Genomic DNA, 15,510 nt, shown 5'->3' on the forward strand with positions numbered 1-15,510 from the left:
AAGTTTTCAAATAATAATCCTACCGCAATGCGAACACAATATCCAGCCGTTTTCAGAAAGTGATGATGGAAGGTGAAGATTGACAGCTACTTTTAGTAAACATATAATTAGATATATATCTATTTTATGTGATTGAATTCGCTTGCATAGCAAGTATGTACTAGTGAAAAGAGGTGCAATAACGATGCAACTGGATAAAATGGTCAATTATCATAAAGCACTCGCTGATCCAACGCGTATGCGAATATTACTTCTTTTGTCCCGTGGGGAGATGCATGGTCAAGCTTTGGCGAAAAAGCTGAATTTGTCCCAGCCGACTGTTACACATCATGCTTCCAAACTCCGTGAGGCTGGGCTGATTAAGGAACGACGTGATAAAAACATGGTGTATTTTACACTGAATCCAGAGCTGATCCGGCAGCATGCCGAGGCGACGGTGCGATTTATTTTCGAAAAAGGAGAGGGGGAGGAAGAGATGTCAGAGTTGAATGAAACGCTGGAGGCGTCGGTCTTACGCAATTTTTTTTCCAAGGACGGCAAGTTGCGCCAAATCCCTGCGCAGTATAAGAAAAAATTAATCGTCCTTCAGATGCTGGCAGAAAAGCTGGAGCCAGGCCGCATGTATCCTGAACGTGAATTAAACGAGTGGATCAAGCAATACCATGAGGATTTTGCAACGATTCGGCGTGAGCTGATTATGCATCAGTTTATGTACAGGGAACGGGAAATGTACGAATTGAACCCGCGTGAGATGTGGACGCGCTGGGATCAAGTACACTAAACGAAACTTGACAAAGATTTCAAAAAAGTTTCGTGGGCAGCCTTGACAGACAATTGATGGACTTGTATGATAAAGGAAATTTTAGGAGGAGGCGATGTTATATGCGTACGAACATGAATGGATGGGTTCAGCAGCAGAATGACTTGTCTCCCGCACGGACGATGCACGGTTAAAGACTGTATAGATCTATAGTCTTGGCTTAGCAGTTGGTTGGCAGTAGAACCAACGAAATCCGCAGGGAGTGATTCCCTGCGGATTTTTTATGGTTAGGCATCTTGTTATCCAGTTGCTGGTTCTGGGGAGTGGTCTGTGAAGACTGCTTGCTTAAGTGAACGAACGGATCACATCGGCCTGAATCGTATACCCTCCGCAGGGAAACCCCTGCGGATTTTTTGCGTTGTTTGCATGCGGGGAGAAAAATGTATACCGATCGATCGAATAACACTACGATCAAAAAAATAATAATGATTTCAGGAGGAAAACAATGAGTATACATGAATACGGTTGGTCTGATTACTGGAACGGTTTTTGGGACCAATGGAAGCAAAGTTTTGAGGAACGCGTAGGAAATACACAGGTACGTCCTGCCCGCTTGATTGCCGATTATGGACAAAAGGTGAAGCTTATCACAATGGATGGAGAACGCTGGGGAGCGGCTTCAGGTAAGCTACGACATGCTATTGTCGATCCGGCGGAAATGCCTGCTGTAGGGGACTGGCTAGCAATCACTACGCCAGATGAAGTGTCGGATGCAGTCATCCATGCCGTCTTGCCACGGAAAAGTCGAATATCTAGACAGGCCGCGGGCTTTGAGACGAAGGAGCAGCTAATCGCTACCAATGTGGATACGTTGTTCCTTGTTAATGCGCTGAATCATGATTTTAATATGCGCAGACTGGAACGGTATTTAATTATGGCTTGGAACAGCGGGGTAAACCCGGTTGTCGTTTTGAGTAAGAGTGATCTTTGTGAAGATGTCGAACAACGGGTTGCTGAAGCGGAGGGAGTTGCCCCTGGTGTACCTGTTATCGTTATTTCTGCTTTGCAGAACGAAGGCAGAGAGCAACTGGAGGCGTTTCTTCAACCTGGCTGTACAGTTGCTTTGACAGGCTCTTCCGGTAGTGGAAAATCCACGATAGTAAACTGGCTCTCCGGATCTGAAGTTCAACTGACACAGGATGTGAGGGAGGAAGACAGTCGAGGCAGGCACACCACCACTCACCGACAGCTTTTTCCCATCGCAAAGCAAGCCGTTTTGCTGGATACACCTGGTATGCGCGAGTTAAATCTGTGGGATGATTCCATGGGGGTCGCTCATACCTTTTCGGATATTATGGAAACGGCGCAGCAATGCCGTTTTGCAGATTGCAAGCATAAGGGCGAAGCTGGATGTGCAGTGGAGGAAGCTATAGAGAGAGGGGAATTGTCGGAATCCAGAGTGAACAATTATCGCAAAATGCAGCGGGAACTGGAATATCAGGCGCGTAAGGAGGCAGACCGGCGCAGGAAAGATAGCCGTTCAAGCACAACCCCGGGTCGTAGGGATCAGCGAAGCGGCTGGCGACGTGATGTGGAGTGGTAAGCCGAACTGCAGTGAAGCATCAAATGTAAAAATATAAGAAAATCTATGTTGTAGTCGGCATATGGTATAAAGGGGTGAATATATGCCGAACTACAGCATTGTGGTGGATTTATCGGATCGTCGTTTATATTTGAAAGATGGAGATCAGATTGTTCTTAGTTATCCAGTCGGTATTGGCAAGCTGGCTACACAGACACCGCATGGGCAATTTACGATTATTAACAAACAGCCCAATCCCGGCGGCCCTTTCGGAGCGTTCTGGATGGGGCTGTCCAAGCCGCATTATGGCATTCACGGCACCAATGAGCCATGGTCCATTGGCAAGATGGTGTCACATGGCTGCATTCGAATGCAGAATAAGGATGTGCTTGAGCTTCAGGAAAAGGTAAGTATAGGCACGCCAGTCACGATACAGCCGTAGCGGCTAGACGACACTAGATTCTGTATCTACTCAGACGTGGATACCGCGTCATAGGCTGTATCTGTGAAGCGTATTTCATGGCGAACGGCCGTAACTTTAAGTTAGATGCTGTGTTTAGTTACGATTTGGGTTGGATAGGGATACGGGCTTCAATTTGTTTGGAGCCCTCTTTGTCGTCTGCGGATTTGACTAACGGTCCCGAAAGACGTTCTCCTTGTGTACCATACGCCTGTTTGGCGTTGGTCCACATATCTTCGTTTGGTTCGAAACTTATGACTATGGTGTAACGGTTGGCAAGGCTCGGCTTTTTGACCCTCATGCTGAAGGAGCCGTCAGGCATAACTTTGGTTTGATCATCGTAGCCAAACTGCCATCGTCCCGGAAAATCAATCGTGAGTTTGACGTCTGACCCTTCCAGCAAATTGCTGCGCGCATATACATGATAATAGTTACCTTCTTGCTTCACATCAGGCTTAATCCACACTTGAGGGCTACCGTAGTCCTTAGGTTTGTTCCAGACGGGCTTAACTAAAGGGGTATTGCGTTCTTGTTCAGGATCAAATTCAGCCCCAATCCGAACTTCATGCAAAAGCTGTTTGTTTTCTTCGTATTGATATACATAAGGACCTTCCAATTTGTTGCCACCGCTGCCATACAGATTTCGTATCTCATTGTCTTGGTCATCCGGACGGAACAGAACAGTCAGATCCATACTGCCCTGTATTCCAGGGCGTTGCACTCGGAGTATAAAACTTCCGTCCTTTTGAATAGTGGTCTCATCCGTGTACCCAGTTAACAGGGAGTTTTTGACCGCAAGATTCCCTTTGATCCGTGCTCCGGCCGGGAGGTTGGAATGTCCTGTAACTTTCACGGTATTTTTATCAATGCTAACGCCACCTGATATTTCGACATAGCTGCTGCCTTGCTGATGAACAGGTGTATGATTGGCAGCTCGTTCATCAAGCGATGATGCGCCTTGGTTGGGATTGCCCGTTACGGTGTAGGCACGTGCTTCAGCTTCATGTTGGGCCATACTCCGGGTTGAAGCTTTTTCCCTGCTGCATGCAGCCATCATCGTTAGGATTAAGAATGCACATAAAAGGTTCCAGCCTATTTTGGTAATCATGTGTTTACTCATGGTTTCTGCTCGCTCCTTGTCCATAGCTTCCAGGCTTAACGTGATAAAATTTTCGAAACTTTATGTATTTACCCTAATTAAAGGGTATGTAATCCCGCCTGCTTTATCCCTTAAGGAACGTACCTGTTTAAACAACGTACAGAATGGTTAAAAATGGATAGCCTGATCATCCCCTTGAAAAGCAGGGGCAGCTTGCTGTAAAGGAGCCTGAGTCATATGTCCATTGACCGTTTTATCTTAAAAAAGCTGGACAACTGCCGGGAAGAGCATACACGCGCTAATTTACTAGAACTGTTTAGAATACGGATTGAGAAGGCGCAGAATAAGGAACGAGGCGGTAAAAAAGGTTATCGCAGAATACTTTAAATAGAGTCTGATCAAATGAATAAGCTGCGGTAAGTCACATGTATCATGTTTCAAAGCTGCTGATATGGAGAGGGTGCTGAAATGCCCCTCTCTTTTTTGTGTCTAATGTGGACAAAAAAAAGTCCCTCTTAATAGAGGGACAATGCCAATGAATCATTTTCACTAACGCTATGCAGGATGGCTTCACAACCGACAATCTCTATACTGATCAAAGAGTTAAGACATTTTTGAAGGGCACGCTTGCCGCTGGAGATTTTATTCTCCAAAGTGTTACTTAGAAGTTTTAAAGTTTTTTGTACCGGTTGCTTATTTTCTTGATTGAAGTATACGGGAATACGTTTGTTTTGAAATGTAATTAATGTTCTCACAAAAATCACCTCGCCTGAGTTATTTCATGGCTTTATTGTAGTGCCCGTTTCTTAAAATTACCTTAAAAACACCTTATAAAAACATAAAGGTCTGAAAAATTTACAAAGTGTTCACAACAATCTAGGGAACAATCGAATTTAGTTCTAACTAATCGACAAAATGACGTATATAGCCGTATTAGAAACGATTAAATACATATTATTGATACCAATGACTCTACTAATGTGAGAGAATATGACTAAAGTCGCTGTTTAATTTTTAGAGTGGGTATTTTGTAACAAATTGACAGTCTAATAGTCGGATGCTACAGTTACGATAGCCATATTTCCGTTGAAATAGGCTTTTTGCGTGAACTTTGCTATATATTAAGGATCGGGAGGGATGACAGATGATCCTGACCGTGCTTTCAGGACGACAGGAAACAGAGTGGTTTGACATCGAGGTAGCTGATGAATACTCGGTGGAACATTTAAAGCTGATGCTGGGTGTGCGCATTTTCGGCGAGCCTCCGGCGGAAGGCATGCAATATATTATGGAAGCAAAGTTCCCGGAAGGGCTTTGGTTCAGGGTGGGGGATAACCAGCTACTCACAGGATCAGGCTTACGGGAAGGCTGTACTGTGCGTATTCAGCGCGCTTTTTCGACAACTCAGGACGAAGCGCCTGTGTATGGAAGGCGTTCTCTGTTTCAAAGTGAAAAAAATGGGTAAATACACACATGAAATTATATGAAACCTTGGTAAAATGAAATAGTAAGCGAAAAGGGGGACTTTTGTCTTGAATGCATTATACCAGCGATCCCCGAGATTAAGGCCGGCGCTCCGAGAGGAGAAGCTGGAGATTTTACGGCCTCCGGCTGAGCCGAGCAAGCCGTCTTTTTCTATTATATCTATACTTATTCCGTTAATGATGACGTTGGTGACTATAGGCTTTTACGTATATATGAGCAAAACAGGCAAGATGGGTAACAGTAACTATTTGATGTTCCAGATGGTCACTGTGGTCATGATGCTTACATCTTATACGATTCCTTTTTTCGTCTATTTAAATAATAAGAAGGAATACAAGCGCAATCTGGAGGAACGGGACCGGATGTACCGGGAACAGCTTCAAAAGCATCGTGAAGAACTTGAAATGAAACGCGAGGAGCAAATTCGCACACTATATGAAATTCACGGTGACCCGCAAATATGCACTCAAATCGTCAAAAACCGCAATAGTTCACTCTGGGAACGATCACCGGAGGATGAGGACTTTTTGCAGGTGCGTATTGGGACTGGACAAGTTCCCTTTCATATTAAATTGCAAATTCCACGTCCAGATGGTTATGACCGAGATCCTTTGTTGGGAGCTGCGGATGAGCTGGAAGAGGAATTTCGTCTGGTAGACGCTGCTTCCATTGCATTACCGCTGTTTCAATCCAAAGTGGTTGGATTGGTCGGCGACCGGGAGCATACCCTTGCTGCGTTAAGAGTCATTTTGGCACAGGTGACGGTTCGTCACTCGCCAGATGAAGTGAAAATTGCTTCCTTCTATGACGAGCGAGAGGAAAGTGAATGGACTTGGATGCGCTGGCTCCCACATGTGTGGGATGATGACCGCATCCAGAGAATGATGTCAGACCGCAGTAGCAGTGCACATCAATTAGCTGATTTTCTGTTTGCCAGACTGAACCGCCGTAAAAATAATCGCAATGATCGCCAGGGCAAAGGGATGGAAGTCCCGTGTTATATCGTTGTTTTATCTGACACCCAGCTGATTGAGGAGGAACCGTTGCTGCCGTTGTTACTGGAGGACGGTCGAGCCATTGATGCGTGTACGATTGTGCTGGCTTCTCGTAAAGAGGCTTTGCCGATGCAGTGTCAGCTGATTGTGGAGGCTTCCAAAGAGCAGGGCGTATATGCCCGCAAATCAGAATCGGCAGAGGTTGAACAGCAAAGTTTTAAACCGGATCGTTTGTCAAAAGAGGAAGCCGATGCATTGGCGCGGTACATGGCTCCTATTCGCTTGAAGCGTTCCTCTGCTTCTGACATTCCCGCTGTGCTGCCTCTGTTTGATATGATGAGCGTAGCGAGTGTGGAAGAACTGAACGTGGCAGATCGGTGGCGACGTAACCGCCATCCCGATACCTTACCTGTGCCGATGGGCGTGCGAGCAGGCGGTAAGAGGATTATGATTAACCTGCATGATAAGATAGAGCGTCAAGGACATGGTCCCCATGGCTTGATCGCCGGTACAACGGGTTCAGGGAAGAGTGAGGTTATCCAGTCCATCGTAGCCTCGCTTGCTGCCGAGTTTCATCCGCATGATCTTGCTTTTATGCTGATCGATTACAAGGGTGGAGGCATGTCCAACACGTTCGTTAACTTGCCGCATGTTGTGGGTACGATCACGAACTTGGACAATAATTTGATTGAACGCGCCAAAATATCTCTTAAAGCAGAACTGGTTCGTCGACAGAAGATATTGAACGATGCAGGCAATTTACAGCATATTGATGAATATTACAGACTACTCCAGCAGCGGCAGGAACAACCGCTGCCTCATCTGGTTATTATTATTGATGAATTTGCACAATTAAAGCGGGATCAGCCAGAGTTTATGGACGAGCTAATCAGTATTGCCGCGATTGGGCGGACACTAGGTGTCCATTTGATTTTGGCGACGCAAAAGCCCGCAGGTGTCGTAGATGATAAGATCTGGAGTAACTCCAGGTTCCGCATCTGCTTACGGGTGCAAAGCGAAGGTGATAGCCGTGACATGTTGAAAATACCGAATGCCGCGTGGATTACGAAGCCGGGACGAGGATATTTCCAGGTCGGTAGCGACGAGGTGTTTGAAGAGATGCAGTTTGCTTGGAGCGGTGCGCCGTATATAGGCAACAGCGATATTTCTTCTGCACTACCTGTACATGAAGTGAGACTGAACGGGAAACGTGAAGCGCTACTGACGGGCGGCGAACGGGCAAGCTCAGGCTTAAAAGGAGAAGAAGCCCCTAAACAGCTTCAAGTATTTATTGATTATATTGCGAATGAGGCTGCTAAGGCAGGGATCGAACGACTTCAGGGACCGTGGCTTCCGCCGCTGCCTGAATTGCTGGATTTAACAAATCTGCCGGCATGCACCGAAATAGATAGTACATCATCACCTTTGGAGTTGAAGGCCCTTATTGGTCTGGTGGATGATTTGCCGAATCAGCGGCAGGAGCCAATTTATGCATCGCTGGATCATGGTCATTGGGCTGTGTATGGCATGCCGGGCATGGGAAAAACGACCTTTTTGCATACATTGCTGATGTCCACGGCTCAGCGTTTTGCAGCGAATCATTGGAACGGGTATATCATTGATATGGGTCGAACGATGCGCGACTTTGGGGAACTTCCCCAAATCGGGGCTGTTATGATGGCTGAGGAGGATGACCGGATCAAGCGACTGTTCCGTTATCTGTTCAAGATGGTGGCCGTACGCAAGGAAATGCTTTCCGAGGCTGGTGTCAAAACAATAAGCTCTTATCGACGTTCTGCTGTTGAGGATATTCCGCAAATTGTCGTAGTTATTGATGGATATCTTAATTTCCGTAATGCTTATCCAGATGAAAATGAACTGCTGGAATCTCTTTTGCGAGAAGGAGGCAGTCTAGGTATTACGTTTATCATTACAGCGAATCGGATTACCGATGTGTTTGAGAAATTCCGCAGTAACATACCGAATGCTGTTTCTTTTGAAATGTCCGACCCGAGTGACTATTACTATGCGGTAGGACGACCAGCCAAAACGCCAGGACCGTTAATTCCAGGCCGCGCTCTGGTTAAAGGGCATGTTCCTCCGCTGGAGTTCCAGACGGCATTGCCTTCACCAGGAGAAGATGAGGCGGAGCGATCAGCACGGTTACGTCGCAATATTGCTGGCATTGTGCAGGAATGGAAAGGCAAGCACGCACCAGCCATCCTCCCATTACCTGAGCGGATTCCACTGTCGGAACTGCTTCAGCAGTGGGATCGAACAAGTGGACCATCGGGTGCACTTCCTTATGAAGTACCTGTAGGTCTACAGAGTGACGATCTTGAGCCTTTTCTCCTGAATCTGAAAGAAGGGCCCAATTTTATAGTGGGTAGTCCAATGGAGGGTGGAAAAACCTCTTTTCTAATGAGCTGGATTATATCGCTTGCTTATTACACATCACCCGATCAATTGGAGGTCTATACGATCGATACACGCTATGGAGGCGGAGGACTATCTAGATTACGGCATCTTCCTCATGTTAAGGCTGCTGCCGAAAGCGAGGAAGAAATGGGACCTCTGGTACAGAAAGTGTATGATATCGTTCAACAGCGGAACAAGGAGGGGAATGATCCCGAATTGCTCCTGGTCATTGATGATGCGGATATGTTAAGTAAGCAACTGAACGATTTTATGATAAAGGATCAGCTCTCTGCCATTGTACGGTTGGGACGTGATCGCAATGTGCATGTCGTGCTCTCGGGTGTGCCATCTGATTTCCCTACCTTTGGTGTGGACTGGTTTAATGATGTCAAGGCAAGCCAAAGCGGTATGCTATTTGGAACACTAGATTCGAATGATCTATCGTTCTTTCGTATCCCTTATTCGGAGGCGAACGCCGCTGCTGGTGGCCTAAAAGTCCTGCCACCTGGGCAGGGATACTACGTACGGCGCAAATTTACCAGGATAAAAGCGGCAATTCCCTTCTCAGAGCAAGTGAGCTGTGAGGATTGGATAACGAAAATTCGTGACCGATGGCATGTTGTAGTTTGAAGGGAGGTGGCTCATAATGTTAACGTTTCAAGCTTCCAAGCAGAAGTTAATAACCCTCAAGGCGAAGGAACTGTTTTTTCTGGCAGGCGTACTGGGTTCTGACAGACTGCTTGGGGTGGAAGATCCGTTTAAGGGCTATCTAGCAGAGGAGTTGGCGGAAGAGTGGGAGCAGGTAAAAGCTACTCTTTTGGAAAAGGGGTATCTAAAGCGGGTAGATAAGGGCAAAGAGCTAGCAATGCCTCCTACCGTTTTTTCAAGAGTCGCTATCGCGGGATTATCCAACAGGGCTTGCCGTATACGCTATGTGCGGGGAGGTAAGCGGTTTGAAGGCTATCTCCATTGCACGAACGAGCGTGTAGTGGAACTCGTGAAATCCGCTGATGAACCCGATGAGTATCGACTGTATGATCTGGGTAATGTGGAAAAGGCTTGCGAGACATTGATTGATAAAATGGGTTGGGTAGATCGACTTGTGCCTGAATCCCCCGCACTTATGTTCTCCAAGCAGGCATTTAATAAAATTTACGAGCAATCGGCAGGAGAAAGTGTGTCTCTGATCAGCAGTAAACTGACCGAGGCTAGCGGAGATGCAGAGGGGGCTGCAAGACTGGCTCAGTCTTTGAGTTCCCGTGTTGCCGAGGGAGAACTGCAATTGCTGGTATGGAACGGCAGGGAGTGGGAATCACAACGGGCAGCCTTTGTCCTGTGTCCTGCAATGAACTGGATATTTCGGATGAGCTCAAGTGGTAACGGAGACTGGCTGATTGCAGCTATGGCTTCAAGAGATCAGTTTGTGGATTTATTATTAAATTGGTTGAAACAGTCGGCAGTGAATGAAGAAGTGACAGAAGAAGGGTGATGGATATGCGCATTCGAGTTGAACCGGATGTGCTTCGGGGGCTTAGCGGGCAGCTACAGCATGCGGCGGAGCAAATTCAACAGTTAACAGCAGGTTTGGAGCAGGCGTTACAATCGCTGGATTGGGATGTATCTGCACGCGAGGCGATCTTGAATCATTGGATGCAGGCCAAGCGGATGTCAGAACAGATCCATGCTTACCTCCATACATCAGGTACACAACTGAACCGAAAGGCAGAGCAGTTTCAGTCTGTTGACCACAACTATCAAACGATTCTGTCATTTGCCAGCCAACCATTGGGACGACCCGTCACAATGCTCGATTGGTCGAATCAGCAATCACCGTCTATTCTGCCTGGGCAAGCTTCGGAAGCAGGCAGTCTGATTTCAAACCCGCAGTCTGTCGTACATGCCATTGCTGGTGTACAGTCTTCGGATGTAGAAACGTTGCATCAGGATATTCTGATGCAGGCGTCTTCTAGCAGTCCGCAGGATTGGTATTTTACTGATCCGTCTACAGCAAGAGATCAGCCTGTCGCTTAGTTGGGATCGCGTTCCGGGACAATCTGGATCGACTGCAAAATTTACTTGATTCGTTTCGCAATTCCCGACTTTATGGGACTTATTAGGTGGTTGTTTTGTTAATATTATACTGTTAGATGCTGTTTTATAGTTAAAAAGTGGGATTGTTACAATTAGGTCCTTTGCCTTTTGTAGGGAATTAAATAGCCATAGTACAATTTGAACTAGATAAAACAAAAACATTTTTATCATCAAGGAGGACGCAAAAAATGGCAGGACGCATTTTAATTACCCCAGAACAGGTTGATCAGGTGGCTAACCAATTTAAACAAAGTGGTGAGCAAAGCCAACAGATCGTTTCCAGTTTGACACAGTCCATCTCAGGTATGGAAGGTCAATGGGAAGGTATGACTAAACAACGCTTCTTCCAAGAGTTTCAGGAAGCTAGCAAACAAATGCAAGCTTTCGTAACGACTTTGAACAGCATCAGCCAAGAATTGACAGCTATCGCTAACAAATTCCGTACGGTTGACCAAACGAAATAAGTTGCCTTGCCTGATAGGCATTAACTTGTCATATACCACTCTATAAGAAGCAATATGTGAGCCATTCCTCACGGTTTGGCACAGGATGTTCAGGAAAAACCGGGCGATCTTCGGATACCCGGTTTTCTTGCCATCCATAGATGTATATAATAAGGTGAGGAAAACTAGCATACTGAATGATGTAAGGAGAGGGATGTTTCATGTCTTTTCAACCGAATCCGGGAGACGAATTGATCATAAACGGCACAGCTTATGTGGTTGGACGACATCCCGCTGCACCCGGTTTAGCCTATGCTCAAGCAGGGCGGCAGGGAATTGTATACCAGCTGAATGCCAAAAACGGAGCACCGCATGAGGCAAAAGCCCTTAAAGTGTTTTTTCCGAAGTTCCGCATCCCGGCTATGGTTTATCAATCTGAGCATATGGAAGCATACGGGGATATTCCCGGTTTGCAGGTATGCAAGCGTGATGTGCTCACTCCAGAAAGAAACGGAAGTCTGATCGCGGAGCAGCCTGATTTGCTGTATGCGGTGCTGATGCCATGGGTTCACGGTATGACATGGTTCGATTGTCTCACAGATCAGCGTCAGCTTGAGGCTTCCGATAGTCTGGCTTTAGCCAGAGCATTGGCAGGGATCGGTTCAGCTATGGAGCAAAAAGGATTGGCGCACTGTGATTTATCGGCGCCGAATGTGATGCTTCCGTTTTTTTCTGAAGTGGAACTGCCTCAAGGCACGTCAGCTGTGGAATTGGTGGACGTGGAACAAATGTATAGTACTAAAATGGATCGTCCAGATGCTCTATTGGCAGGTTCGCCAGGGTATGCCGCCCATCGTACCGTCCACAGCGGTTTATGGAGTGCGTATGCAGACCGTTTTGCAGGGGCAATTATTATAGGAGAAATGCTAGGCTGGTCTGACCGTGTTGTAGTCGACAAAGCGTGGGGCGAAAGTTATTTTGATCAGCATGAAATGCAGACGCCTTGCGAACGTTATTTTATTTTACGAAAATCACTTGAATCCCGCTGGGGCAGCAAGGTGGTAGAATTGTTCAGCCGCGCCTGGGATAGTCAGGATTTAAGCAGTTGCCCTACTTTTGGCGAATGGTTGGTTGTACTTAATGCAGTTACTGAGCAGGAAATTCCAGTTGAGGCTATAGAACCGGAGCCTGCTGCGACAGAAACAATAGAATCGGCAGCGGTGAGTGGCCTTTCCAGTGAAGCTGCATCTTCTTTGTCAGCACCTGCACCGCTCAAGGCTGAACAGGCTGCACTGCTAAATCAGGCTGCCCTGGAGCAGGGAGAGCGTGGGGTAACGGACAAGCTGTTCCGACAGGCACGTGATTTGGAGCAGCAGAACAAACCTGCTGCAGCGCTGGAAGTATACCGGTCGTTGTATCATTTTGTAGAAGACGGCAGTCCTCTGCATGTGGAGGTGTCGGCTGCGATCACAGGGCTAGAGGAGCAGTTGAATCCCAAGACGCCGGAGCAACCTGAAAAATCAAAAGCCTGGTATCGCTCCAAAGCGTTTATCGTGACAACTGCGGCCGCAGTCGTTCTGTTGGCAGCTGGAATCCCAGCCGTGAATATTCTTGCAGATCAGTCCAATCAGCGGCAAATCGAGGCGGCCAAGCAGGAAGAGGCAGCGAAGGCTGCAAAGGCGGCCGAGGAAAAGCTGGCAGCCGAGCAGGAAGCCGCTCAAAAATTGCTGACGGAGAAACAACGCCAGGAAGCGGAACAGCAGGCCAAACAGCAGGTACTTGCCGCTCAAAAGCAACAGGAAGAGCAGAAGAGACAGCAAGCCCTTATCGATCAACAGGTTAAATATGAAGCTTATCTCGCCCAAAAGGAACAAAATAAGCAGGCGGCTGCCAAGTTGGCGAAGCAAAAAGCGTATGATCAACAGGCAAAGTATGAAAAATACTTGGCTTTGAAAAAGGAGCAGGAAACCCGTGCCGCCCAGGAAGAGGCAGCTCGTAAGGCAGCAGCCGAGGCGGAACAAAAGCAAAAAGAGTCTATGCATGCACGAAACAAGGAGAACGTTCTTCAGCTTATTTCCCTGTACAACAAGGCATATGCCTCTCAGGAAGGTGGAAGCGCTGCGAAGGCAAAGAGCTTTGCGAAGCGTTTTAGAACACTATATGATAGTAATCCTTCTTATTATCGTTCGGTAGGCGAAGTGGGATATCGGGCTTCCTCGATCTATAATTTTTTAGGCGATACGAATTTTAGACTGCCTAAAATTTAATATTTCATATGTTTATATATGGGCGGAATGATAGCTACAAAACAGATGAAGATAGAAGGTAACTGAGGGGAGCATGTACAAACCATGAATTATACAATACAGGCTTCACAACGCACTCCCGCCCTGATCATTTACCTGATTGACATCAGCGCGTCGATGAACATGCTGATGGAGGGGCGGCGGCGTATTGACGTTGTATATGAAGCTATATCGTTGGCGATCCGGCAGATGGTTTTCCGATCAACCAAAGGAAATCGGCTGACAGCACGCTATCGGATTGCGATTTTAGCTTATAGTGACGACGTGTATGACCTGCTGAATGGTGTCAAGGGAATTGATGAAATCGCGGCCATTGGTTCGTTGCCCGATTTGACACCCAAACGATTTTCAGATTCAGCAAAAGCCTTCCTGCAAGCTGAGCGTATTTTGCAGGCAGAATTACCAGGGATGCAGGACTGTCCTGCACCTTTGGTCTGTCATATGACAGATGGGGTTTCCACTGGCGATGATCCGGAACCGATTGCGAAGCGCATTATGAGCATGAGTGTACCGGACGGTAATGTACTGGTGGAAAATATATTTTTATCCGACAGGTTGCTGGAAACGCCTATTCAGGACCCCCGTCGATGGAAAGGTCTGACACATAATACGCCGTTGCAGGATGAACATGCTGTGAAATTGCGTGATATGTCTTCTGTGCTGCCTGAAAGCTATCGGGAAATGCTATTTGAGGCGGATTATCAGTTAGGTGAAGGAGCCATTATGATGCTGCCCGGAACCTGTGCGGAACTGGTGTCCATTGGGTTCCAAATGTCGGCTGCAACGCCTGTACGGTAAGGAGGTAAAAGCATGAATCCACTGCTGTCCCTGCTCCCCGCGAGCAAAAAAAAGGGAATGAATGCAAGGCTGACTCAGCAATTTGCTTACATAAGCTCTCAGACAGGCGATCAGCCTTTATCATCTCATCACAGTCGTTTTATGTGTCGTTATGGCTATGGAAGATCTGCCGAATCTGCCAGTATGGGGGAAAGCGGACAGGATTTCGCCGCAGTACGTATTCATAAATCCGTCTGTTGTTTTGTCTTGTGTGATGGTGTCGGGCTCAGTTACCGAGGAGATTTTGCAGCCCGCTATCTGGGTTCCTCTTTACTGGATTGGATGGAACGGGGACAAGATCTGTCTGTTGATCAGTTAAGAGTGTACCTTGAACGTTTGGCAGGTACAGCGGCAGAGGAACTGGATCGGCAGCCTTTGGATCATGAATCAGGCTTAATGCGGTCGGTATTGGAAGATAAACGTCGTCAGGGAAGCCAGTCCATGTATATTTGCGGTAAAATCGAACTGCCGAAGCGTGGTAGCCGTGGCCGTCTCCGACTTGCCTGGCAAGGGGATTCACGTTTGCGACTATGGAACGGTGCCGAGGAAATTAGCGAGCTGTTCGATCATACCTTTTCTACATCGGAGCGCTGGTCTACAAGTCGTGGGCCGATTGGTGGGAAGCCTCATTGGTACGAAAGAAGCATACCCGCAGAAATGCCTATGAGATTACAGGTGTATACGGACGGTTTATCCGATTTGGACCCCATTCGCGAGCCTGTCCCTGATGAGCAGATACAGGTATTATTGGACGCATCCCATACCGGGGGACTTGATGATGATGCTGCATTTATTGAGCTTCAGTGGTAAATGAATAAGCAAAAGGACGTATGCATCCATATCCATGGTTGTATAACGTCCTTTTTTTGATGAATACATAGAAAAATACGATTCGTTAAGATATTTATAGAATGTAACGAGGAGGAGAAGGAAAGACGCGCTAATGCGCGTAATATTCGTCCTTTTCTTAAATACCGCAAAGGAATAGCAAAAAATGCGCAAAAATGGTGATTATAAAGTATATCCTTTTGGGT

General features: G+C 46.9%; 14 protein-coding genes. 12 read left to right on the plus strand and 2 right to left on the minus strand.

From position 1 onward, the window contains the following. Positions 1 to 184 precede the first annotated feature (184 nt). From NSQ58_RS24100 to NSQ58_RS24110, 3 genes are all read left to right on the plus strand, one after another. The gene (locus NSQ58_RS24100; protein WP_023988258.1) at positions 185 to 781 is read left to right on the plus strand and encodes a DUF2087 domain-containing protein; all 597 of its coding nucleotides are present in this window, start codon (positions 185 to 187) and stop codon (positions 779 to 781) included. Positions 782 to 1,265: 484 nt separating this feature from the next. Then, the gene (gene rsgA, locus NSQ58_RS24105; RefSeq protein ID WP_028542693.1) at positions 1,266 to 2,363 is read left to right on the plus strand and encodes a ribosome small subunit-dependent GTPase A; all 1,098 of its coding nucleotides are present in this window, start codon (positions 1,266 to 1,268) and stop codon (positions 2,361 to 2,363) included. 82 nt (positions 2,364 to 2,445) lie between these two features. After that, positions 2,446 to 2,784, plus strand: coding sequence for a L,D-transpeptidase (locus tag NSQ58_RS24110; protein ID WP_023988260.1), 339 nt, complete (start codon positions 2,446 to 2,448; stop codon positions 2,782 to 2,784). Between the two features lie 118 nt (positions 2,785 to 2,902). Here the strand turns inward: NSQ58_RS24110 and NSQ58_RS24115 are convergent, their stop codons facing one another. Beyond that, positions 2,903 to 3,922 (minus strand): hypothetical protein, encoded by a 1,020-nt coding sequence (locus NSQ58_RS24115; protein WP_028542692.1) that lies wholly within the window; start codon positions 3,920 to 3,922, stop codon positions 2,903 to 2,905. Between the two features lie 216 nt (positions 3,923 to 4,138). On the opposite strand from NSQ58_RS24115, the gene NSQ58_RS24120 reads away from it, so the two are divergent. After that, complete coding sequence (locus NSQ58_RS24120; protein ID WP_023988262.1) at positions 4,139 to 4,288, plus strand: hypothetical protein; 150 nt, start codon at positions 4,139 to 4,141, stop codon at positions 4,286 to 4,288. 128 nt (positions 4,289 to 4,416) lie between these two features. Here the strand turns inward: NSQ58_RS24120 and NSQ58_RS24125 are convergent, their stop codons facing one another. Beyond that, entirely contained in the window at positions 4,417 to 4,656 is a 240-nt protein-coding gene (locus NSQ58_RS24125; RefSeq protein WP_013370782.1) for a hypothetical protein, read from the minus strand. Between the two features lie 389 nt (positions 4,657 to 5,045). Between NSQ58_RS24125 and NSQ58_RS24130 the strand changes: the two genes are divergently transcribed. From NSQ58_RS24130 to NSQ58_RS24165, 8 genes are all read left to right on the plus strand, one after another. Beyond that, complete coding sequence (locus NSQ58_RS24130; protein ID WP_023988263.1) at positions 5,046 to 5,366, plus strand: hypothetical protein; 321 nt, start codon at positions 5,046 to 5,048, stop codon at positions 5,364 to 5,366. A gap of 67 nt (positions 5,367 to 5,433) precedes the next feature. Further along, positions 5,434 to 9,429 (plus strand): type VII secretion protein EssC, encoded by a 3,996-nt coding sequence (gene essC, locus NSQ58_RS24135; protein ID WP_076294871.1) that lies wholly within the window; start codon positions 5,434 to 5,436, stop codon positions 9,427 to 9,429. A gap of 16 nt (positions 9,430 to 9,445) precedes the next feature. Next, on the plus strand, positions 9,446 to 10,288 hold the full coding sequence (locus NSQ58_RS24140) for a hypothetical protein (RefSeq protein ID WP_068940682.1): 843 nt from the start codon (positions 9,446 to 9,448) through the stop codon (positions 10,286 to 10,288). A 5-nt stretch (positions 10,289 to 10,293) separates the two neighbouring features. Beyond that, positions 10,294 to 10,830, plus strand: coding sequence for a WXG100 family type VII secretion target (locus NSQ58_RS24145; RefSeq protein WP_025719059.1), 537 nt, complete (start codon positions 10,294 to 10,296; stop codon positions 10,828 to 10,830). Between the two features lie 248 nt (positions 10,831 to 11,078). Beyond that, positions 11,079 to 11,354 (plus strand): WXG100 family type VII secretion target, encoded by a 276-nt coding sequence (locus tag NSQ58_RS24150; protein WP_013309990.1) that lies wholly within the window; start codon positions 11,079 to 11,081, stop codon positions 11,352 to 11,354. Positions 11,355 to 11,554: 200 nt separating this feature from the next. Further along, positions 11,555 to 13,600: a hypothetical protein gene (locus tag NSQ58_RS24155; protein WP_076264229.1), complete on the plus strand. Its 2,046-nt coding sequence runs from the start codon at positions 11,555 to 11,557 to the stop codon at positions 13,598 to 13,600. Positions 13,601 to 13,684: 84 nt separating this feature from the next. After that, positions 13,685 to 14,437 (plus strand): vWA domain-containing protein, encoded by a 753-nt coding sequence (locus NSQ58_RS24160; protein WP_013309992.1) that lies wholly within the window; start codon positions 13,685 to 13,687, stop codon positions 14,435 to 14,437. A gap of 12 nt (positions 14,438 to 14,449) precedes the next feature. After that, positions 14,450 to 15,286, plus strand: a complete 837-nt coding sequence (locus NSQ58_RS24165; protein ID WP_341058322.1) for a hypothetical protein — start codon at positions 14,450 to 14,452, stop codon at positions 15,284 to 15,286. Positions 15,287 to 15,510: the final 224 nt, after the last annotated feature.

Origin of the sequence: Paenibacillus sp. FSL M7-0134 (genome assembly GCF_038007865.1) — a bacterium.
Taxonomy (GTDB): Bacteria; Bacillota; Bacilli; order Paenibacillales; family Paenibacillaceae; genus Paenibacillus; species Paenibacillus polymyxa_B.

Bases quoted from the DNA above. Each gene is read 5' to 3' on its own strand.
- NSQ58_RS24100 (WP_023988258.1), top strand. From the start codon at position 185: ATGCAACTGGATAAAATGGTCAATTATCATAAAGCACTCGCTGATCCA.
- rsgA (WP_028542693.1), top strand. From the start codon at position 1,266: ATGAGTATACATGAATACGGTTGGTCTGATTACTGGAACGGTTTTTGG.
- NSQ58_RS24110 (WP_023988260.1), top strand. From the start codon at position 2,446: ATGCCGAACTACAGCATTGTGGTGGATTTATCGGATCGTCGTTTATAT.
- NSQ58_RS24115 (WP_028542692.1), bottom strand. From the start codon at position 3,922: ATGAGTAAACACATGATTACCAAAATAGGCTGGAACCTTTTATGTGCA.
- NSQ58_RS24120 (WP_023988262.1), top strand. From the start codon at position 4,139: ATGTCCATTGACCGTTTTATCTTAAAAAAGCTGGACAACTGCCGGGAA.
- NSQ58_RS24130 (WP_023988263.1), top strand. From the start codon at position 5,046: ATGATCCTGACCGTGCTTTCAGGACGACAGGAAACAGAGTGGTTTGAC.
- NSQ58_RS24140 (WP_068940682.1), top strand. From the start codon at position 9,446: ATGTTAACGTTTCAAGCTTCCAAGCAGAAGTTAATAACCCTCAAGGCG.
- NSQ58_RS24145 (WP_025719059.1), top strand. From the start codon at position 10,294: ATGCGCATTCGAGTTGAACCGGATGTGCTTCGGGGGCTTAGCGGGCAG.
- NSQ58_RS24150 (WP_013309990.1), top strand. From the start codon at position 11,079: ATGGCAGGACGCATTTTAATTACCCCAGAACAGGTTGATCAGGTGGCT.
- NSQ58_RS24155 (WP_076264229.1), top strand. From the start codon at position 11,555: ATGTCTTTTCAACCGAATCCGGGAGACGAATTGATCATAAACGGCACA.
- NSQ58_RS24160 (WP_013309992.1), top strand. From the start codon at position 13,685: ATGAATTATACAATACAGGCTTCACAACGCACTCCCGCCCTGATCATT.
- NSQ58_RS24165 (WP_341058322.1), top strand. From the start codon at position 14,450: ATGAATCCACTGCTGTCCCTGCTCCCCGCGAGCAAAAAAAAGGGAATG.